17 protein-coding genes are annotated in these 20605 nt (G+C 61.6%); 10 read left to right on the top strand and 7 right to left on the bottom strand.

Annotated elements, in window-relative coordinates:
• Positions 1-12: 12 nt before the first annotated feature.
• Genes OX459_RS16205 through OX459_RS16185 form a run of 5 tightly spaced genes read right to left on the bottom strand, consistent with a single transcriptional unit; the run spans position 13 to position 6010 of the window.
• The gene (locus OX459_RS16205; RefSeq protein WP_289905805.1) at positions 13-1365 is read right to left on the bottom strand and encodes a sigma-54 dependent transcriptional regulator; all 1353 of its coding nucleotides are present in this window, start codon (positions 1363-1365) and stop codon (positions 13-15) included.
• A gap of 28 nt (positions 1366-1393) precedes the next feature.
• Positions 1394-2632 (bottom strand): FtsX-like permease family protein, encoded by a 1239-nt coding sequence (locus OX459_RS16200; protein WP_289905804.1) that lies wholly within the window; start codon positions 2630-2632, stop codon positions 1394-1396.
• 28 nt (positions 2633-2660) lie between these two features.
• A complete protein-coding gene (locus tag OX459_RS16195) occupies positions 2661-3983 on the bottom strand; it encodes an ABC transporter permease (protein WP_289905803.1) in 1323 nt (440 codons plus the stop codon).
• Between the two features lie 9 nt (positions 3984-3992).
• Complete coding sequence (locus OX459_RS16190; protein ID WP_077398823.1) at positions 3993-4709, bottom strand: ABC transporter ATP-binding protein; 717 nt, start codon at positions 4707-4709, stop codon at positions 3993-3995.
• Positions 4710-4744: 35 nt separating this feature from the next.
• On the bottom strand, positions 4745-6010 hold the full coding sequence (locus OX459_RS16185; RefSeq protein ID WP_289905802.1) for an efflux RND transporter periplasmic adaptor subunit: 1266 nt from the start codon (positions 6008-6010) through the stop codon (positions 4745-4747).
• 207 nt (positions 6011-6217) lie between these two features.
• Between OX459_RS16185 and OX459_RS16180 the strand changes: the two genes are divergently transcribed.
• Positions 6218-7783: a DNA mismatch repair protein MutS gene (locus OX459_RS16180; RefSeq protein ID WP_289905801.1), complete on the top strand. Its 1566-nt coding sequence runs from the start codon at positions 6218-6220 to the stop codon at positions 7781-7783.
• A 9-nt stretch (positions 7784-7792) separates the two neighbouring features.
• Here OX459_RS16180 and OX459_RS16175 read toward each other — a convergent pair whose 3' ends face one another.
• A complete protein-coding gene (locus OX459_RS16175) occupies positions 7793-9718 on the bottom strand; it encodes a phosphoethanolamine transferase (protein ID WP_289905800.1) in 1926 nt (641 codons plus the stop codon).
• A gap of 425 nt (positions 9719-10143) precedes the next feature.
• Here OX459_RS16175 and rpsL point away from each other — a divergent pair, with 425 nt between their 5' ends.
• The 6 genes from rpsL to OX459_RS16145 all read left to right on the top strand — a co-directional run bounded on the left by rpsL (position 10144) and on the right by OX459_RS16145 (position 16183).
• A complete protein-coding gene (rpsL, locus tag OX459_RS16170; RefSeq protein ID WP_010394376.1) occupies positions 10144-10527 on the top strand; it encodes a 30S ribosomal protein S12 in 384 nt (127 codons plus the stop codon).
• Between the two features lie 152 nt (positions 10528-10679).
• Positions 10680-11150 (top strand): 30S ribosomal protein S7, encoded by a 471-nt coding sequence (rpsG, locus tag OX459_RS16165; protein ID WP_010394377.1) that lies wholly within the window; start codon positions 10680-10682, stop codon positions 11148-11150.
• A gap of 108 nt (positions 11151-11258) precedes the next feature.
• Positions 11259-13364 carry an elongation factor G gene (fusA, locus tag OX459_RS16160; protein ID WP_077398827.1) on the top strand — a complete coding sequence of 702 codons (2106 nt, stop codon included), beginning with the start codon at positions 11259-11261 and terminating at the stop codon, positions 13362-13364.
• A gap of 72 nt (positions 13365-13436) precedes the next feature.
• Entirely contained in the window at positions 13437-14627 is a 1191-nt protein-coding gene (gene tuf, locus OX459_RS16155) for an elongation factor Tu (RefSeq protein WP_077398776.1), read from the top strand.
• Positions 14628-14805: 178 nt separating this feature from the next.
• Positions 14806-15123, top strand: a complete 318-nt coding sequence (gene rpsJ / locus OX459_RS16150; RefSeq protein WP_010394389.1) for a 30S ribosomal protein S10 — start codon at positions 14806-14808, stop codon at positions 15121-15123.
• A 214-nt stretch (positions 15124-15337) separates the two neighbouring features.
• On the top strand, positions 15338-16183 hold the full coding sequence (locus OX459_RS16145; RefSeq protein WP_289905799.1) for a DUF817 domain-containing protein: 846 nt from the start codon (positions 15338-15340) through the stop codon (positions 16181-16183).
• Between the two features lie 19 nt (positions 16184-16202).
• Here OX459_RS16145 and OX459_RS16140 read toward each other — a convergent pair whose 3' ends face one another.
• Positions 16203-16751 carry a tetratricopeptide repeat protein gene (locus tag OX459_RS16140; RefSeq protein WP_289905798.1) on the bottom strand — a complete coding sequence of 183 codons (549 nt, stop codon included), beginning with the start codon at positions 16749-16751 and terminating at the stop codon, positions 16203-16205.
• Between the two features lie 175 nt (positions 16752-16926).
• On the opposite strand from OX459_RS16140, the gene creB reads away from it, so the two are divergent.
• The 3 genes from creB to creD all read left to right on the top strand — a co-directional run bounded on the left by creB (position 16927) and on the right by creD (position 20548).
• Positions 16927-17652, top strand: a complete 726-nt coding sequence (gene creB, locus OX459_RS16135) for a two-component system response regulator CreB (RefSeq protein ID WP_289905797.1) — start codon at positions 16927-16929, stop codon at positions 17650-17652.
• The gene (gene creC / locus OX459_RS16130; RefSeq protein WP_289905796.1) at positions 17649-19070 is read left to right on the top strand and encodes a two-component system sensor histidine kinase CreC; all 1422 of its coding nucleotides are present in this window, start codon (positions 17649-17651) and stop codon (positions 19068-19070) included. Before creB ends, creC begins: the two co-directional genes overlap by 4 nt.
• Positions 19071-19156: 86 nt before the next feature.
• Positions 19157-20548 (top strand): cell envelope integrity protein CreD, encoded by a 1392-nt coding sequence (gene creD, locus OX459_RS16125; RefSeq protein ID WP_289905795.1) that lies wholly within the window; start codon positions 19157-19159, stop codon positions 20546-20548.
• Positions 20549-20605 lie beyond the last annotated feature (57 nt).

The raw sequence follows: 20605 nt of genomic DNA, 5'->3' as shown, positions 1-20605 counted from the left end.
GACGGTAGGCCATCAGCCGCGCGCGATGCCCAGGCGTTCCATGCGCCGGTACAGCGCCTGGCGCGACAGCCCCAGTTCCTGCGCCGCCTGCGCCACCACGCCGTGCGCACGTGCGAGCGCTGCGGTGACGCTGTCGCGATCCGGTTCCGTCGCGGCGGCATCCTGCGGCGCGCGCAGCGATGGCAGTCCCGCCAGCGGCAAGCCCGTTTCCTGTGCGCGGATCAGCGGACCGGCCGTCAGCAGGCTGGCGCGCTGCATGACGTTTTTCAGTTCGCGCACATTGCCTGGCCAGCCGTGCGCCAGCAGGGTGGCCTGCGCCTGGGCGTCCAGGGTTTTTTCACTGCCCAGGAAATGCTGCGCCAGCACCAGGATGTCAAGCGGGCGCTGGGCCAGCGGCGGCAGGCGCAGTTCGATCACGTTCAGGCGGTAGAACAGGTCTTCGCGAAACGTGCCGGCCTTGATCATCGCCGGCAGGTCGGCGTTGCTGGCGCTGATGACGCGCACTTTCACTTGCCGCTCGCGGTTCGAGCCGAGACGCTCGAAGCGTCCCGTTTCCAGCACGCGCAGCAGTTTCATTTGTCCTGCCAGCGGCAGGTTGCCGATCTCGTCGAGGAACAGCGTGCCGCCGTCGGCCGCGTCGAACTTGCCATCGCGCGCGCGCGTGATGCCAGTATAGGCGCCGGCCTCCGCGCCGAACAGTTCCGCCTCGATCAGTTCGACCGGCACGGCACCGCAATTGAGCACGACGAAGGGACCGCCGGCGACCTGGGAATTGGCTTGCACGATGGCGGCGATGCGTTCCTTGCCGCTGCCGTTCGGCCCCGAAATGAGCACGGGCACGTCGGCGCGCGCCACCTGGCAGGCCAGGTGCACCACGCGTTCGGTGGCCGGGTCTTGCCACACCATGCCGCGCAGGTCGAAGTCGTGTTCCAGCGCGTGGCGCTGGCGCTGCTCGGCCACCACGCGCTGGCGCAGCGCGCGGTTGGCCTGTCCCAGTTCCAGCAGGTTTTGCACGCTGGCGATCAGGCGCCGGTCATCCCATGGCTTGGCCAGGTAGTCGGCCGCGCCGGACTTGATCAGGTCGACGGCCGCATCAAGCTGGGTCCAGGCCGTCAACAGGATCACGGGCAGGTCCGGATGGCGTGCGCGGATGGCGTGGAACAGCGCGCTGCCTTCCTCGCCCGAGGTGGTATCGGCCGTGAAGTTCATGTCCTGCACCACCAGGTCGATGGCGTGGCGTTCGAGCAGCTGCAGGCCTTCCTCGGGCGAGGCGGCGCGCACGGCGTCGATCTCGTGCAGGGAGAACAGCACGTCCAGCGCGATGGCCACGGCGGCATTGTCGTCAATAATCAGTACGGTAGGCATGCGCGCAGCATATCACTCAGGTGCCGGCTCAGGTACTGCGGGTGGCAGTGGCCGGTGAAATACTGGCCGCGCGCCATGCCGGGCCGTACACGGCGCCCACGCCCAGCAGCCAGAATACCAGCGCGCCGGCCAGCAGATAGCCGTGCGGCAGGCGCGCCATTTCCAGCTGGCTTACCAGCAGCTGGTTCAGGCCCAATGCCAGCAGCACGCCGCATGCCACGCCGACGCTGGTGATCATGAAATTCTCGGTCAGGAAATAGCGCAGGATGTCGATGCGGCGGGCACCGAGCGCGCGCCGCACGCCGATCTGCTTCCTGCGCTGCGTCACCCACAGGCTGGCGATGCCGACGATGCCGCTGGCCGTCACCAGCAGCAGCAAGGTCGACACGGCGATCAGCATCCATGACAGGCCGCGGTCGGCGCGATAGCGCAACTGGCGGTGCTGTTCTAGAGTGTCGATACGCACCAGCAGGCGGTCGCTACTGGCGCTGCGGATGGCCTGTTCCGCTTCCCTGATCAAGCGGTCGCGCTGGCCCGGTTCGGCGCGTACCGCGTAGAGCAGTGTATCGCGTCCTCCCGTCAGTCGCGCCGGCAGCAGGATCGAGTATTCGCCTTCGGCCCTGACCTGGCCGACCTGCGTTTGCAGACGCTCGACGACGCCGACCACGCGCAGCTCTGGATCATCGGCGCCGGTGCCCTTGTACAGCGTCTTGCCGACAAAGCTCGTTTCGCCGGGCCAGATTTTTTGCGCTGCGGCGAGCGTCACGATGGCCACCTTGGGGTAGCTGTCGTCGACATCTTCATCGATCTCGGGTACCTCCTCCGGCAGGAAGTCGCGTCCTTCCACCAGCTTCAAGCCATAGGTCTTGACCAGGGCATCGGGGGTGACGTAGGTCGATATGTTGGCGCTGGGCGTGACCTGGCTGCGCTTGGCCGACACGCTGGTGGAGTTGCCGGAGCGCGACAGCACCGCCTGCGACGTTTGCGCCACCGACAGCACGCCCGGCAAGGCGCGCAGCAGGGCCGCCTGGCGCTTCTGCTCGGCCAGTTGGCGTTGGTGGCTGCCGCGGTCCATATTCTGGATATTGACATAAAAAATGTCGTTTTCAGCGGCCACGCCGGTGGGCCGTGCGGCCACGGCTTGGCGCAGGTTGACGATGTGCAGGGCATTGGCCAGGATGGCCAGGCTGATGGCGATCTGCACGGCCACCAGGATGGCGCCGGTTTTGCTGCGCATCAGCGCCGACAGGATGGGACGGATTTCCATGCTGGACCTCATAGTGAATAAGTGGATGTCATTGGGACTTGAGCTGGATCGCCGGCGTCACCTGGCAGGCGCGCCAGGTGGGCAACAGGCCGGCCAGCAGGGCCGCCAGCACCGACATGGCAAACGTCAGCAGCAGCATCGGCACATCCATGTGCGCCACGGTGCCCAGTTCCTCCGACTGCTTGCTGACCACGGCCAGGGCACCAAACGCCAGCAGCAGGCCGATCACGCCGCCGGCCAGGCCGATCACGCCGCTTTCGATCAGGAACTGGCGGAAGATGTCGCGCCGTGTGGCGCCCAGCGCACGGCGGATACCGACCTCGCTGGCACGCACGGAAAACTTCGCCAGCAGCAGGCCGATGGTGTTCACCAGGCACAGCAGCAGAAAGCCGAAGGCTAGCCAGGCTGCCAGTTTGTTGTCGTTGTCGACCACCTTCAGGAAGGCCATCCATTCGTTCAGGTCGTACAACTTGTTGGGCGCATTGCGCATCATGCGTCCCAGCTTGCGCTGCTCGCCCGCGTAAGCGTCCAGGTATTGCTGCAGCTGGCCACGTTCGCCGCTGCTGGCCATTTCGAACCAGAACTGCAGCCAGGTGCAGCTGGAGTCGAGCCGGCCCTGGAAGCCGGGGGCTGTCTGGTCGCCATGGCAGCTCATGCCGCCGTCATGCTCCGCCTCGTGGCGAATCGCGCTGGCAAACGGGATGAAGAATTCGTCTTCCGCGCCGAAGGCACCCTTGCTGCCGATGATGTGGTGCGGGCGGGGCACCACGTCCCAGGTCGCCAGCACGCCCGTCACCATGTAGGGCCGGCCCAGTACCGTGACACGCTGGCCGACGGGGTTGTTCGTGCCCACCAGTTTTTCGGCCAGCGCCCGGCTTAGGACAATCACGTCGGCGCCGCTGGCGTCATCGGCTTCGCTCCATGGCTGGCCGTACAGGAAGGGGGCGTCGAACATGCTGAAGAAGTCGCGCGTGGGCGCCATGCCCTGGGAGTTGAACGACCCGATATCCTTGCGCGCCGGCTCGACGGGACCGGCCACGCCGTACATGACGGTGCGGCGCACGCCCACCTTGCTGGCCATGAAATTGCGCGCATCGATATAGCTCATCTGGACTTGCGCGAAGCCGGGTTTTTCCCCTGGCACGTAGCCTTTGACGGGCAGGATGTCGATCATCGGCACGAACATGCGGTCGCTCTTGTGCGGCAGCGGATCGCCCGACATGGCGTGCAGGATGGTGACGGTGGAGACGCTGGCGGCCACGCCGACGGCCAGGGTCAGCACCATCAGTGCGGTCAGGGCGCGGTTGCGGCGCAGGTTGCGCAGGCCCAGCGTGAAATAGTAGCGGAACATGTTCTCTCCTTACGCGGTCACGGGGTGCTGCGGCTTGGCCGACAGCGAGGCGCGGTGCTGCACCAAATCCGACACCTGGCCGTCGATGATGTGCACATTGCGCTGGCTGCGCAGCGCCAGTTCCGGATCGTGCGTGACCATCAGGATGGTGGTGCCTTGTGCATTGATCTCTTCCAGCAGCTCCATCACGCCACGCGCCATCTGGGTGTCCAGGTTGCCCGTCGGTTCATCGGCCAGCAGCAGCTTGGGCGAGCCGGCCAGCGCGCGCGCGATCGCCACGCGCTGCTGCTGGCCGCCCGACAATTCGGCCGGATAATGCTTCATGCGCGATGCCAGGCCGACCTTGGCCAGCGCTTCCTCGATGCGCTCCTTGCGCTCGGCGCGGTTGAAACCGCGGTAGCGCAGCGGCACGTCGACGTTGTCGAACAGAGACAGGTCGGGAATCAGATTAAAACCCTGGAAGATGAAGCCGAGTTTTTCATTGCGCAGGCGCGAGCGGGCATTGTCGTCCATGCCCCTGACGTTGACGCCGTCAAGGATGTATTCACCGTCGGTGAATTCCTCAAGCAGGCCGGCGATGTTCAGGAAGCTCGTCTTGCCCGAACCGGACGGCCCGGTGACGGTGACGAATTCACCTTGTTGTACATGGATGTCGAAGCCGCGCAGCGCGTGGGTTTCGATCATGTGGGTGCGGTAGACTTTGCTCAGGTTTTGCATGCGCAGCATGGCGGGGCCTCTCAGGATATAAGTTGAATGATGTGTCAGTTGAGCGAGACGCGGGCAGCGTTCTCGAAGTTTTCCGTGCCGGCGACCACCACCTTGTCGCCCAGTTTCAAGCCGTCGAGGATTTCCACTGCCGCGATGCTGGTCGCACCCAGTTTGATCGGCGTGCGGATAGCCACGCCGTCGCGCACGACGTAGGCGAAGCGGCCACCTTCGGCTTCGACGAAGGAGCCGCGCGCCAGCATCAGCACATTCGGTTTTTCATCGATCAGCAAGCGTGCTGCCACGCGCTGGTTCTGGCGCAGGCCGGCCGGTTGCGCGCCATCGAAACGCACGCGCGCCAGCACCTGGTTTTTGACCACCTCTGGCGACAGCGCCGACAGCTTGCCGGTCGCCCGGATGACGCCCGTTTCGATCTCGGCGCGCATGCCCAGGCCCATGTCGGCCACATAGGTTTCAGGCACCTCGAGCTCGACTTCCAGCTGCGACAGGTCGACCAGGGTCATCAGGGCCGTATTGGCTTGCACCACGCTGCGGTTGGCCACCGACAGGGTGCCGATAAAGCCGTTGACGGGCGCGCGCACGGTCAATTCATCGACCCTGCGCTGGGCGTTGTCGCGCACCAGGCGCTGGCGTTCGAGTTCATTGCTTTTTGTTTTCAGGGCCAGGGTTACGTCTTCGCTTTCCAGGCCTGCCGCCTGGGACGCGTGCTTGCTGCGGATGTCGGCCGAATTCAAGGCATCCTTGGCCTTCTGGTAATCGATCTTGGCGATGATGCCCACCTGCGCCACGCTTTCATAGCGCTCCAGCGTGCGCTGTGCGGACAGGCGCTCGATTTCGGCCGTATCGGCTTCACGGCGCGCCAGCAGTTTCTGCTTCTTGGCCAGGATCTGCTGGCGCGCCACTTCCGCTTCCAGCTGCTGCACGCTCGATTGTTCGCGCTTGAGGGCGTCGGACAGGTCGGGCGACTCCAGCACGGCCAGGATGTCGCCCTTTTTCACCGTGTCGCCCGCCTTTGCCTTCAGCGTGACGGTGGCCACGGTGGTCGAATACAAGGTCGGGCTGATCGAGGCGACCACGCGGCCAGTGACGGCCGCGTCGCGGATCAGGGTGCCGCGCGTGACGTCGGCCATGCGCAGGCGGCTGCTGTTGACGGAATGTTCGCTGTTGCGCCAGCCGGCAACGACAGCGATGCCGGCGCCGATGATGATGACGGCGCCGGCCAGCAGCAGGGCGCGTTGCTTGTGGCGCTGGCCCGGCGGGGCGGACAGGACGGCGTCTTGGGAGGAAGTATCGCGGATCATGGTCAGGTCTCGTGAAGGATACCTTTCTCAATGCACAATCCGTGCCATTTGTTAAGCCGTTGATTTGAATGGGAAAAATATTTTGCGTCCGGCTGTCCGCCGTGTCCGCGTTGTCCAGCATGTCCGTCCGCGCAGGTCGCACTTGATAAATTGGCAATCGCCTGCATCTGCTGGTACATACCTTTCATAGACTCCTCCCCAGGCGCCATGCATCCGTTCTTCCAGCAACTTTTCCCTGCCCGTGTCTTCGCGCCGGCGCTCGATTATCCTTTTGCGCGCAGCGACGTGGCAATGCTGCAGCGGCTGGCGGGCGAGGCGCCAGCGCTGGACGGCCAGACCTGGGACGAACTGCTGCTCGACCAGTATGCGGCGCAGCTGGCGTGCGAGACCAGTATCTTCGGCCAGCAGGAGCTGCACCGGCGCCTGAGCGGCGGCCAGGCCGATCCGGCCTCCATTGCCCGCGTCCGGCGATTGCTGGGCGATCCGGCCCAGGCGGCCAGCCTGCAGCGTGCCTGTCTGCCCTTGCGTCAGGCCGACACGGAAGTGAGCGAGACCCTGTTTGGCGCGGCGCTGGCGCCGGCGCCCTGGTGGAGTGTCTGGCTCTGGCTGGTGCCGCTGGCCTTGTTGCTGGCCATCGCCGCCACCTGGCTGGTAGGGTGGCCGGCCCTGTTTGGCATGCTGGCCGCCTGTGTGGCGCTGATGACCGTGCAGGTGCGTTTTTACGAAAGCGCCAAGGCGTGGGAGCGCACGCTCGATACCTTGCGCTATCTGCTGAAAACCCGCGCCGCGCTGGCGCGGCTCGATGTGCCGGCATCCTTGCCATTGGCTGCGGAGGGCGCGCAGGCGGCAAAACTGACGCGCGCCATCGAGCGTTCGCTGTTGCATTACGTGCCTTTCATCGATACGGTACTGGTCGAATATGGCGACTGGCTCCTGCTGAAAAACGTCAAGCGCTATTTCCGCACGCGCCAGCTGGTGGCGCGGCAGCTCCCCTTTTTGCGCGACAGCTTTACCCGGGTGGCCCAGCTGGAAGCAGACCTGGCCCTGGCGCGCCACCTGCGCGGCCGTGCGCAGTTCTGCTGGGCGCAGGAAAGCGATGCGCGGCAGTTGTCGCTCGATGCCATGGTGCATCCGCTGCTGGATGATGCCAAGCCCCTGTCGCTGCGGCTCGATGGCCGCGGCGCCTTCATTTCGGGGCAGAATGCGGTGGGCAAAAGTACTTTGTTGCGCGGCGTGGGGCTCAATCTGATCAGTGCGCGCGCCTTCGGCTTTTGCTATGCGCAGGCGGCCCGGGTGCCCATGCTGCCCCTGTATTCGAGCATGCAGAATGAAGACTCGCTCGATGGCGGCGAAAGTTTGTACATTGCCGAACTGCGGCGCGCGCGCGAATTGCTGGCGTTGGCCGGGGCGGGCACGCCGGTCTTGTTCCTGATCGATGAAATCTTCCGCGGCACGAACCACCTCGAGTCGGTGGCGGCGGCGGCCGCCGTGCTGCACAGCCTGGCCGCTGAGCACCTGGTGATCGTCTCGTCGCACAACCTCGTGTTGGGACCTTTGCTGGAAGACTGTCTGGCGTCATGGTGCGTGCGCCGTGATGACAAGGGCGCGCTGCTGCTGGCGCTCGGCGTGCTGCAGGCCACGAATGGCATCGCCCTGCTGGCGGAGCGCGGGTTTGACGCCGGCATCGCGGACAAGGCCGGGCGCGTCTTCGACTGGCTCAGCACGCATATGGCGCAGCCGGCCAACTGCGGCGGCGTGCTCGAACGGACCTGATGGCCGCGCTTACTTTTCCTGTTTCTCCGGCGTGCTCTTGTCGATCACTTCGCGGCAATCGCCGCGGATGATGGCGTTGTCGTAGTTGGTCCAGCCATAGCTGTCGACGTAGCGCTTGTGCTGTTTGAAGCGGGGGCTGGCGATGCTCCATTCGGGCTGTTCGCCGGCAAAACGGATGTCGCCCAGGTCGAGCAGGGTGTGGAACATGTTTTCCGTCGACAGGCGCGCCTTTTGATGGCGCCGCAGCTGCGTCACCTTGTCCGGATAATGCTGCTGGAATTGCGGCGAATACCAGACGAAGGCGGGCACGTGGAATTCGAACTGCGTGTTGTGGCCATGGAAGGCCAGGCGGCAGGTGCCGTCGTACAGGGTCTGGCCGTGATCGGCGACGTAGACGAGCGAGCTGCGCAGGGCGGTGCGCTGGCCATCGTCCTTCAGCATGCCGATCACGTTCGACAGGAACCAGTCCGTGTACAGGATGGAGCTGTCGTAGCTGTTGTTCAGCTGGGGCTTGATGGCCGTGTCCGTGTAGACGGGCTTGTCGACGCCGAACAGCGACGGCTGCCACTTGTCGAATTGTTTGGGATAGCGCTGGCTGTAGTTCCAGTGGCTGCCCAGCGTGTGCAGCACGATGAGTTTTTTCGGCGCCGGGTCGGCCAGCGCGTTCTTGAACGGATCGAACAGGATCTGGTCGAAGTTCGAATTGTTGGTAAAGCCGCCCAGGTTCAGGAATTGCACCACGTCCGCTTCCTTGGCAAACACGGAAACGGGCGTGTCAAACTGGCCGAAGGAAATCTGGTTCGACAGCCAGTAGGTCTTGAAGCCCGCTTCCTTGTAGGCGGTGAGGAAGGATTTTTCCGAGAAGCCATCCTTGAGGCTTTGCGTGGCCGGCTTGCGCGAGATGATGACGGGCACGGACAGGCGCGTGGCGGAAACGGCCGTGATGACGTCGACCAGCGGCACCAGGTTGCTTTCCTGTTTCAGCAGGGGATTCGTGTCGCGCTCGTAACCGTTCAGGCTCCAGCGGTCGTAGCGCGACGATTCGCCGATCACCATGACCACCACTTCCGGATGGGGATCGGGCTGTTGCTGGTGCGCGCCGAAACGGAAGCTGCTGCTTTTCTGTCCCAGTTCGGCCAGGTATTTGCGCTCCTTGTAGAAATCGAAGCCGCGCGCGGCCAGGCCGAAGGGCCAGGAATTGCTGACGGTGTCGAAGGCGTAGGGCAGGCGCGCCCAGTGGGGCAGGCTGGGCCAGCCCAGGCCCGTCTCGTCGGCGCCGGCGATGCTGGCGTTTTCCGGCTTGCTGCTTTCGTCGTCTTCCTCGGCCGTTTCGTCATCGGCCGAGCTGGCGTCGCCGAAGCCGGAGGCGCCCGCCTTGCCGCTGGCCGCCGAGTTGCCGGCCTTGGCCGATACGGGGGCGCTGTGCAGGACTTTGGCGTCGAAACCGAATTCGTAGCCATACCACCAGAAACCGCCCAGCAGGAGCAACAGCACGAAGGTGGCCGGGCGCGTCTTGCCGCGCCAGTCGAGGTCGCGCGTGCGCGCGGTCGCAAACCAGCTGGCAGCGCACCAGGCGATCACGCCCAGCATGACGGCGCCCATCAGCCATACTTTTTGCCCGAGGAATTCCATCGCTTCCTTGGGGCTGGTTTCGAAGATGATACCCAGGTGGTGCGTGGAAATGCCCTGGCCATAGAAGATGAACAGGTAGATTTCTGTTGGTAGGGCCAGGAAGGCGGGCACCAGCAGCCAGTGGAAATATGCGGGGCGCTTGAACACGCTCCAGACGGCCAGCCAGGCCAGCAGTTCGAACGTGAGCATCTGCCAGGGATGCTCGAGCGGACGTCCCAGCAGCGCGGGGATGAAGGGCACGGCCGTCAGCAAGGCGTAGGTCAGCAGCAGGAACAGAGTGGCGGGGCGAAGCAAGGAGCGCATAAAGGAGGGCAGCGAAAAATGTCCGCTATTATCAATCCTTTTGTTGTCTTGCGGTCATACAAGAATGTGCGGCCCCGATGCTTGGTTGCAGAGAAAGAATGTTAAATCATCAAGCCCCGCGAGGTGACGGCACCCGCGCGCCGTGGCCAAAGATTAGTCAAAATGCCACAAAAGTGCCGCTTTTTTGCCTTTTTTTATAGCAAAAAGCGGTAAACTGATTGACCCCCTGTAACACAAGGTCTAAACTAGCGAGTTCTCGATTTTATTCTGCTCATCGTTTACGTATTGCTTGGCATTTCATGGCCGCTCCTTATCGAGTGGCTGCGGGCGCCTCCGGTGCGCAGTAGATGAAAGCGGGACGAGGTTTTAGTCGCCGGGCATCTTGCCCGGGTTATTAATCGTAGTTTTTTGTTGGATTTATAACGATGCCAACCATCAATCAATTGATTCGCAATCCACGCGTCGCTTTGACCGTGAAGAGCAAATCGCCGGCGCTGGAAAACAGCCCGCAAAAACGTGGCGTCTGCACACGTGTTTACACCACGACTCCAAAGAAGCCTAACTCGGCTCTGCGTAAAGTCGCTAAAGTTCGTCTGACCAATGGTTTCGAAGTCATTTCGTACATTGGCGGTGAAGGCCATAACCTGCAAGAGCATAGTGTTGTGCTGTTGCGCGGCGGCCGCGTTAAGGATTTGCCGGGTGTGCGTTACCACATGGTTCGCGGTGCCCTGGATACCCAAGGCGTTAAAGACCGTAAGCAATCGCGTTCGAAGTACGGTACCAAGCGCGCTAAAGCAGGCAAGAAGTAATAAGTTGTACGCAGCAAACCCAAGTTTCGCTCAGTGGCAACTAGCTAAGTGAATGTAGTCGACCGCATCTGGTCGAGTAAGTGGAGGACTATGATGGTCGTCCGCGAGTGTGCGAAGAACGCGCGCTCAACTGAAGATTGAAAGGAATTGATATGCCACGTCGTCGTGAAGTACCCAAGCGCGAAATTTTGCCAGATCCAAAATTCGGCAACACTGATGTCGCTAAATTTGTAAACGTGCTGATGCTGTCCGGTAAGAAATCGGTTGCAGAAAACATCATCTACGGTGCTTTCGAGCACATCGCAGCAAAATCGGGTAAAGATCCACTCGAAGTTTTTGCTACCGCAATCAACAACGCCAAGCCGTTGGTTGAGGTGAAATCCCGTCGCGTCGGTGGTGCAAACTACCAGGTGCCGGTCGAAGTTCGCCCAGTCCGTCGTATGGCTCTGTCCATGCGTTGGTTGCGTGAAGCTGCTAACAAGCGCAGCGAAAAATCGATGCCACAACGCCTCGGCGGTGAGCTGATGGAAGCGGCTGAAAGCCGCGGCGGCGCGATGAAAAAACGCGACGAAGTCCATCGTATGGCTGAAGCGAACAAAGCGTTCTCGCATTTCCGCTTCTAATATAAAGCCAGCTACCGCAAGGCGGCTGTCAAGCATCTGTTGTTCGAGGCCGGGCTCATTTTTGCAAAAAAATGCTGCTCGGTTTTGTCCATTCATTTAGGATTAATTATGGCCCGCAAGACCCCCATTGAGCGCTATCGTAATATCGGTATCTCCGCTCACATCGATGCAGGTAAGACGACCACGACCGAGCGCGTCCTGTTCTACACAGGCGTGAACCACAAGCTGGGCGAAGTCCATGATGGCGCTGCCACCACCGACTGGATGGCACAGGAGCAAGAGCGCGGTATCACGATTACCTCGGCTGCTGTTACGTGCTTCTGGAAAGGCATGGCTAACAACTTCCCAGCTCACCACATCAACATCATCGACACCCCAGGCCACGTTGACTTCACCATTGAAGTGGAACGTTCGATGCGCGTGTTGGATGGCGCCTGCATGGTTTACTGTGCAGTCGGCGGCGTGCAGCCACAATCGGAAACGGTATGGCGTCAGGCTAACAAGTACAAAGTGCCACGTCTGGCCTTCGTGAACAAGATGGACCGTACCGGCGCCAACTTCTTCAAGGTCTACGATCAGATGCGTTCGCGTCTGAAAGCCAACCCAGTACCTATTCAGATGCCTATCGGCGCTGAAGACGTCTTCACCGGTGTTATCGATCTGGTCAAGATGAAAGCGGTTATCTGGGACGACGCTTCGCAAGGCATGAAGTTTGAATACGAAGACATTCCTGCACACCTGGCCGCTGATGCTGCCAAGTGGCGCGAGAACATGGTTGAAGCCGCTGCTGAAGCGTCGGAAGACCTGATGAACAAGTACCTGGAAGAAGGCGACCTGTCGGAAGCCGAGATCAAGGCTGCTCTGCGTCAACGTACCATCGCCAGCGAAATCGTTCCAATGCTGTGCGGTACCGCCTTTAAAAACAAGGGCGTACAAGCCATGTTGGACGCGGTCATCGAGTACCTGCCATCGCCAATCGACATTCCGCCAGTACCTGGTCTGGATGAAGATGAGCAGCCTGTCGAGCGTAAAGCTGACGACGACGAGAAATTCTCGGCGCTGGCGTTCAAGATCGCAACCGATCCGTTCGTGGGTCAGCTGTGCTTCATCCGTTGCTACTCGGGTACCCTGAATTCGGGCGACTCGGTGTTGAACTCCGTGAAGCAGAAGAAAGAGCGTATCGGCCGTATCGTGCAGATGCAAGCGAACGAACGCGAAGAAATCAAGGAAATGCGCGCTGGCGACATCGCCGCCGTTGTGGGTCTGAAAGACACCACCACTGGCGATACGCTTTGCGACGACAAGGCAAGCGTGGTTCTGGAGCGCATGGTCTTCCCTGAGCCAGTGATTTCGCAAGCGGTTGAGCCAAAAACCAAGGCCGACCAGGAAAAAATGGGCTTGGCGCTGAACCGTCTGGCAGCAGAAGATCCATCGTTCCGCGTGCGTACCGATGAAGAATCGGGCCAGACCATCATCGCCGGTATGGGCGAGTTGCATCTGGACATCATCGTTGACCGCATGAAGCGCGAATTCAACGTTGAAGCCACCGTCGGCAAGCCACAAGTGGCTTACCGCGAAACGATCCGTAAAGTGTGCGAAGAGTCGGAAGGCAAATTCGTCAAGCAATCGGGTGGTCGTGGTCAATACGGTCACGTGGTTCTGAAGATCGAACCGCAAGAACCGGGCAAGGGCTTTGAATTCGTTGACGCGATCAAGGGCGGTACCGTTCCTCGCGAATACATCCCTGCAGTTGAAAAAGGTGTGCGCGACACGCTGACTTCGGGCGTGATGGCTGGCTACCCAGTCGTTGACGTGAAAGTCACGCTGTTCTTCGGTTCGTACCATGATGTTGACTCGAACGAAAATGCATTCCGCATGGCCGCTTCGATGGCATTCAAAGATGGCTGCCGCAAAGCATCGCCAGTCATCCTGGAGCCGATGATGGCCGTGGAAGTGGAAACGCCGGAAGACTACGCCGGTACCGTGATGGGCGATCTGTCGTCGCGTCGCGGCATGGTGCAAGGTATGGATGAAATTGCTGGCGGTGGCGGCAAGATCATCAAGGCCGAAGTGCCTCTGTCGGAAATGTTCGGCTACGCTACGTCGTTGCGTTCGTCGACCCAAGGTCGTGCGACTTACACGATGGAATTCAAGCACTATGCTGAAGCACCTAAGCATGTGACTGAAGCAATCGTAAGCTCGAAAGCTAAGTAATAGAAGTTCCGGGCCGGCTTTCACGAGAATGCCGGTCCCTACATTTAAATCATTGTTCTAAGGAAGAATAAAATGGCAAAAGGTAAATTCGAACGGACCAAGCCGCACGTCAACGTCGGCACCATCGGCCACGTCGACCACGGTAAAACCACGCTGACCGCTGCAATCGCAACGGTTCTGTCGAAGAAATTCGGCGGCGAAGCTAAAGCATACGACCAGATCGATGCAGCTCCAGAAGAAAAAGCGCGCGGTATCACGATTAACACCGCCCACGTCGAGTACGAAACGGAAACGCGTCACTACGCGCACGTTGACTGCCCAGGCCACGCCGATTACATCAAAAACATGATTACCGGTGCTGCCCAGATGGACGGCGCGATCCTGGTGTGCTCCGCAGCTGACGGCCCAATGCCACAGACCCGCGAACACATCCTGCTGGCCCGCCAAGTTGGCGTTCCATACATCATCGTGTTCCTGAACAAGTGCGACCTGGTAGACGACGCAGAGCTGCTGGAACTGGTTGAAATGGAAGTGCGCGAGCTGTTGTCGAAGTACGAATTCCCAGGCGACGACCTGCCAATCATCAAAGGTTCGGCACGTATGGCGCTGGAAGGCAAAGAAGGCGAAATGGGCGTTGACGCAGTGCTGCGTCTGGCCGATGCGCTGGATGCATACATCCCAACGCCAGAGCGCGCTGTTGACGGTGCGTTCCTGATGCCAGTAGAAGATGTGTTCTCGATCTCGGGTCGCGGTACCGTTGTGACCGGTCGTATCGAGCGCGGCATTGTTAAAGTCGGCGAAGAGATCGAAATCGTCGGTATCACCGATACCGTCAAAACGACTTGCACCGGCGTGGAAATGTTCCGCAAACTGCTGGACCAAGGTCAAGCAGGCGACAACGTTGGTCTGCTGCTGCGCGGCACCAAGCGTGAAGACGTGCAACGTGGTCAAGTTCTGGCAAAACCAGGCTCGATCAAGCCGCATGCTCACTTCACCGGCGAGATCTATGTTCTGTCGAAAGACGAAGGCGGCCGTCATACGCCATTCTTCAACAACTATCGTCCACAGTTCTACTTCCGTACGACGGACGTAACCGGTTCGATCGAGTTGCCAGCAGACAAAGAAATGGTCATGCCAGGCGATAACGTGTCGATCACCGTCAAGCTGATCAACCCGATCGCGATGGAAGAAGGTCTGCGCTTCGCTATCCGCGAAGGCGGCCGTACCGTCGGCGCTGGTGTTGTTGCCAAAATCATCGCTTAATTATTAAGCGATAGAAAAGAAGACGCGTCGTCGCCCGGCGCCCTTCTTTTTATTCAACTGCCGGGGTTGGCAAGCATTTTGGTGCTATCATGTCGACCCTGACGGTTGTAGCGTCAGAAATTCCCGTATGACCTCATTGCCGTGCAGACCGCGCGGTTCGTTCTTTTAAGGAAATATCATGTCGGCACCAAACCAAAAAATCCGTATCCGCCTGAAAGCTTTCGATTACAAGCTGATCGACCAGTCCGCTCTGGAAATCGTTGAAACCGCGAAGCGCACCGGCGCTGTCGTCAAAGGCCCAGTACCACTGCCTACCCGTATTCAACGTTTCGATGTGCTGCGTTCCCCGCACGTCAACAAAACTTCGCGCGATCAGTTCGAGATCCGTACGCACCAACGCCTGATGGACATCGTTGACCCAACGGACAAAACCGTTGACGCGCTGATGAAGCTGGACCTGCCAGCTGGTGTTGATGTCGAAATCAAGCTGCAATAAGAGTTTTCAGGGGCAGCTGACAACACCGTAGCATCAGGTATTGACAGCTGTTCCAGGCCGGCGGGGTGTCCCGCTGCCTGATGATGGGGCCGGGCCTGCTCACGATCGTGAGTGCGCCCGGCCCCATTGCTATTGGTGCCTGCCCAGTACTGGCGCCACCTGCCTGCGTGCAAAATCGCTTTACAGTGCTGCAGCCCGTCGATAAAGTTGCTGCATGCTCAATGCCCTCGATACCCACCTGTTAAATGCGACTCCACGCCAGCGCTTGCGCGGCTGGCCGCGCTTCCTGACCGAATTCCTGTATTTCGGCATCAAGGAGGCGAGGTCGTGCCTGTTCGTGGGGCTGTTTTTTGCTGCCGTGTTCCTGGTGCCGAGCGCCGGCCTGTTCGGCCTGCCGCGCTATGACGTGCTGCTGCTGGTGGCGCTGGCGATCCAGGCCGCAATGGTCTGGAGCGGACTGGAAACGTGGGATGAGCTGAAAGCCATTTGCCTGTTCCATGCGGTCGGCTTTGCGCTGGAAGTATTCAAGGTATCGGGGGCGATCCAGTCGTGGAGCTATCCCGACTTTGCCTATACCAAAGTGTTCGGCGTTCCCCTGTTTTCGGGATTCATGTATGCGGCGGTCGGCAGCTACATCATCCAGACCTGGCGCCTGCTCGACATGCGGATTCGCCACCATCCGCCATACTGGATGGCGGTGCTGATCGCTGTGCTGATCTACGCCAACTTCTTTACTCACCATTACATCGGCGACTATCGCTGGTACCTGGCCGCCTGCGCGCTGGGCTTGTATGCGCGCACCACCGTGGTGTTCCGTCCGCTCGACCGCGACCGCAGCATGCCCTTGCTGCTCGGTTTCGTGCTGGTCGGCTTCTTTATCTGGCTGGCTGAAAACATCAGCACCTTCTGGGGCGTGTGGCGCTATCCGAACCAGCTTGGCGCCTGGTCGGTGGTGCATGTCAGCAAATGGAGCTCCTGGTCGCTGCTGGTGGTGATGACGTTCACCATCGTGGCCCACCTCAAGCACATCAAGGCCAGCATCCACGTCGCCCAGCCCTAGGCCGGGCTCCGGGCATCTCTTATTGCAGGCTGGCCGCCACCGCGTCGAAGCGCGCGCCCAGTGCGGCCTGCGGACCGCCTTGCAGCTGCCTGGCGTACTGGCGCAGCACTTCCGCGGAATACGTGCGCGATGCGGACGACAGCTTCGGCAGCAACGGCAGCACGCGTTCCAGATAGCCTGTGCCTTCCTGCCACTTGCCTTGCGCGGCCAGGGCCGACGCCAGTTCCACCATGCGGCGGCCGACGCGCGCATCGCTGCGTGGCTGCGCCGCTTCTTCCGTGGCCAGCGCTTGCCGGTACAGTTGCTCCGCTTCGGCATTCTTGCCCTGCAAGCGCTTGATGCGGCCCAGGTTGTATTGGCGCTGCGAGAGGATGTCCGCGCTGGCTCCGGCCTGCTCGGCGCTGCGCAGCGCCTGTACGCAAGCCAGTTCCGCTTCGCCAAACTGGCCCTTGAGCTCGGCCGCGTTGCAGGCGTCTTGTTGTGCGTTGGAGGTGGTGATCGTCGCTGGCGCCGCGCAGGCGGCCAGCAGGCTGATAGCGCATAGCAGGCTGATGGTATGGTTCTTCATAGTCTCCTCGGACGGGTGTCAAACACGGTGTATCGGTGGAGTCATGCTGCGATAAATATACTATAAGTTTTTTGGGACGGGTGGCTTTTTGCCGGCGCGCGGCAAGGCGCGCGATTGACGCCGCTTGCGTGCTTCAGGGATACTCCGGGTCTGTCCACTACTGCGTGCCGCCGCCATGTCCAAGACTGTCCTGATCGTGGAAGATGAACAGGCGATTGCCGACAGCATCGCCTATGCCTTGCGCACGGACGGCTTTGCGCCGCGCCATGTGATGTTGGGCGAGCAAGCCCTGGCCGCGCTGCGTCCAACGCCCGGCGAAGCCGCGCAGATGCCCGTTCTGGTGGTGCTCGACGTGGGCTTGCCCGACATGAGCGGGCTGGAAGTGTGCCGCCGGCTGCGCCAGTTTTCCGAGGTGCCGGTGATCTTCCTGACGGCCCGCAGCGATGAGATCGACCGTATCGTCGGCCTGGAAATCGGCGCCGACGATTACGTCACGAAACCGTTTTCGCCACGCGAACTGGTGGCGCGCATCCGCGTCATCCTGCGCCGCGCAGGTGTCGCGCAAGCTCCCCGCGAGACTGGCATGACGATAGTCGCGCCTGTCGCCGCGCCGGCGCGCTTCGAATTGCGCGCGCTGGAGGCGAAGGTGCTCTTTCACGGCCAGCCGCTGGACCTGACCCGCTATGAATACCTGTTGCTGAAAACCCTGCTTGCGCATCCCGGTCACGTGCTGTCGCGCGCGCAGCTGATGGAGCGCGTGTGGAGCGGGGCGCCGGACACGCTCGAGCGTACCGTCGACGCGCACGTCAAATCGCTGCGCGCCAAGCTGCGCGCCATCGATGCGCAAGTCGACCCCATCCACACCCACCGTGGCCTCGGCTACAGCCTGGCCGGCGCATGAAGATCGGCCTGCGCATCCTGCTCGGCTACTTCCTGATCGTCGGGCTGGCCGCATGGTTCCTGCTGAACGTCTTCATGGAGCAGGTCAAGCCCGGTGTGCGCTCGACCCTGGAAGACACCCTGGTCGATACCTCGCAACTGCTGGCCAGCCTGGTGGCGCCTGACATGAAGGCGGGCAGCCTGGCGCAGTCGCCCGTGGCAGAACGCATGCAGGATTACGCGCGCCATGGCGTGGACGTCAATATCAACGGTGTGCGCAAGCGCACGCTCGATTACCGCATCACCATCACGGACCGGCATGGCATCGTGCTGTTCGATTCCAGCGGGCGCGACGTGGGGCGCGACTATTCGCGCTGGAATGACGTGTACCTCACCTTGCAGGGCAAGTATGGCGCGCGCAGCACGCGCAGCCGGCCAGACGACGAAATGTCGACGGTCATGCACGTGGCCGCGCCGATTCGCGACGGCAATGAGGTGATCGGCGTGCTGACGGTGGCCAAGCCGAATGCCAGCGTGCAGGCGTTTGTCGAGCGCAGCCAGCGCAAGATACTGCAGCGCGGTGCCGTGCTGTTGCTGCTGTCGCTGCTGATCGGCCTGGCATTCGCCTGGTGGCTGCACCATGCGCTGGGCAAGCTGATGCATTACATCGGCGATGTGGAAGCAGGGCGCAAGGTGGCGCTGCCGGCGCTGGGCCAGAACGAGATCGGCACCCTGGGGCGGGCGCTGGAGGCGATGCGCACGCGCCTGGAGGGCAAGGAGTATGTGGAGCAGCTGATGCACACGCTGGCGCATGAATTGAAGAGCCCGATCGCCGCCATCCAGGCCTCGGCCGAGTTGCTGCAGGAAGACATGCTGCCGGCCGAACGTCGCCAGTTCCTCGCCAGCATCCTGGAGCAGAATGCGCGCCAGCGGCAACTGATCGACAAGCTGCTGGCCCTGGTGCGCGTGGAAAAGCAGCAGCGCCTGGATAACCCCGAGCGTATCGCGCTGGCGCCCCTGCTGGCGCAAGTGGCGCAGGATGTGGCTGCCACCTTAGCGGCGCGCGGCGTGCGTCTGCAATTGCAGCACGACGAGGCGAGCGTGGCGGGCGACCTCCTGTTGCTGCGCCAGGCGCTGGGCAACTTGCTCGATAACGCGGCCGGCTTTGCCCCGCCCGGCAGCTGCATCGACCTGACGGCGCGGCGCCAGGGTAGCCAGGTGGAAATTGCCGTGCGTGACCGCGGCGCGGGCATCCCCGCATATGCGCTCGAACGCGTCTTCGAGCGCTTTTACTCCCTGCCGCGCCCGAGCGCCGGCAAGAGCACGGGCCTGGGCCTGCCCTTCGTGCGCGAGGTCGCTTCCCTGCATGGCGGCACGGTCGAGGTGCTCAATCATGTGGAAGGCGGTGCCTGCGCGCGCCTGTGTCTGCCGCTGGCTTAGCGCACTTTATTTACAGGCTTCACACAGACTGCATCGTCAGCGCATACAGCTTCCCTACACTGGCCGCCTTACTTCAAGGATGCGCCATGCAAAAAACTCTCTTAGTCAAAGCGTTGATCGTGTTCGGCCTGATGTTGCTGATCGGCCTGCCTTTGCTGATGATTCAGGAAACGATCAAGGAGCGGATGGAATTCCGCCAGGAAGCCGTCAATAGCATCGCCGCCGATTCGGTGCGCGAACAAACCATTATCGGCCCCATCCTCGTGATTCCCTACACGGAGCAGTACGACGAGCGCGTGGAAGTGGCCAAGGGCGATGACAAGGAAGCGAAAGCGCCTGTGCGCACGGAGTTGCTGCGCCGCTTGGTGCAGCGCCGCCTTATCGTGTACCCGAACGATTTGCAGATCAACGGCAACATCGAGACGGACCGCCGTTACCGCGGCATCCACCAAGTGCTGGTCTACAGCGGCCAGCATGCGTTCAAGGGCGACTTCACGGTGCCGGCCAGCAGCCAGTTGCCGCGCAAGTCGCCGGACTCGCGCGTGACCCTGGGTCAGCCTTTCGTCGCCCTCTCCATCGAGGACGTGCGCGGCATCCGCAATATCCCGAAAATCGACTGGGGCGGACAAAAGATCGAGTTCGAGCAGGGTACCGACCTGTTTGCCTTCCGCAGCGGCTTGCATGCGCCGTTGGGCGCCATGCCTCTGGCGGCACCGCAGCAGGTGCGCTTCAGCTTTGACCTGGGCCTCGATGGCATCGAACGCCAGCATTTCGTGCCGGTGGCCAAGAACAGCCAGATCCAGATCAAGTCGAACTGGCCCCATCCGCAGTTTGGCGGGCGCTTCCTGCCGTCGCCGAAGAATCGCCAGATCGATGCCCAGGGTTTCAATGTAGCGTGGAACATCTCGTCGCTGGCCACCAATGCGCAAACGCAGCTGAGCACGATCGAAGGGGAATTCAAGGTGCCCGACAGCGCCCCGCTGGGCCAGATTGACCGCTTCAGCGTGGGCTTCATCGAGCCGGTCAATGTGTATTCGCAATCGGACCGGGCCACGAAATATGGCTTGCTGTTTGTGGCGTTGACCTTTGCCGCCTTCTTCATCTTTGAAATCCTGAAAAGCCTGCCGATCCACCCGGTGCAATATTTGCTGGTGGGCCTGGCGCTGGTGATCTTCTTCCTGCTGCTGGTGGGCCTGGCCGAGCATATCGCCTTCCTGGCCGCCTATCTGATCGCCAGCGCCGCCTGTATCGTGCTGACCAGCTTTTACCTGGTGCACGTGCTGCACAACGCCTGGCGCGGCATCGGCTTCGGCGTGGCGCTGACCTTGCTGTATGGCGCCCTGTATGGTTTGCTGAGCTCGGAAAACAATGCGCTGGTAATGGGCAGCATCCTGCTGTTCGCCGTGCTGGCCGTCATCATGGTGGCGACGCGCAAGGTGGACTGGTATCAGATTGGCAAAGGAGCGCCGCAAGAGTAAGGGCCACTCGGGCGCCATGCGTTGCCTTGCAGCCGGCCCGGACGGAGAGATGTCCGG

Source organism: Janthinobacterium sp. SUN026, from assembly GCF_030397625.1.
Taxonomy (GTDB): Bacteria; Pseudomonadota; Gammaproteobacteria; order Burkholderiales; family Burkholderiaceae_D; genus Janthinobacterium; species Janthinobacterium kumbetense.
This window is presented reverse-complemented; position numbering and strand designations above follow the sequence as displayed.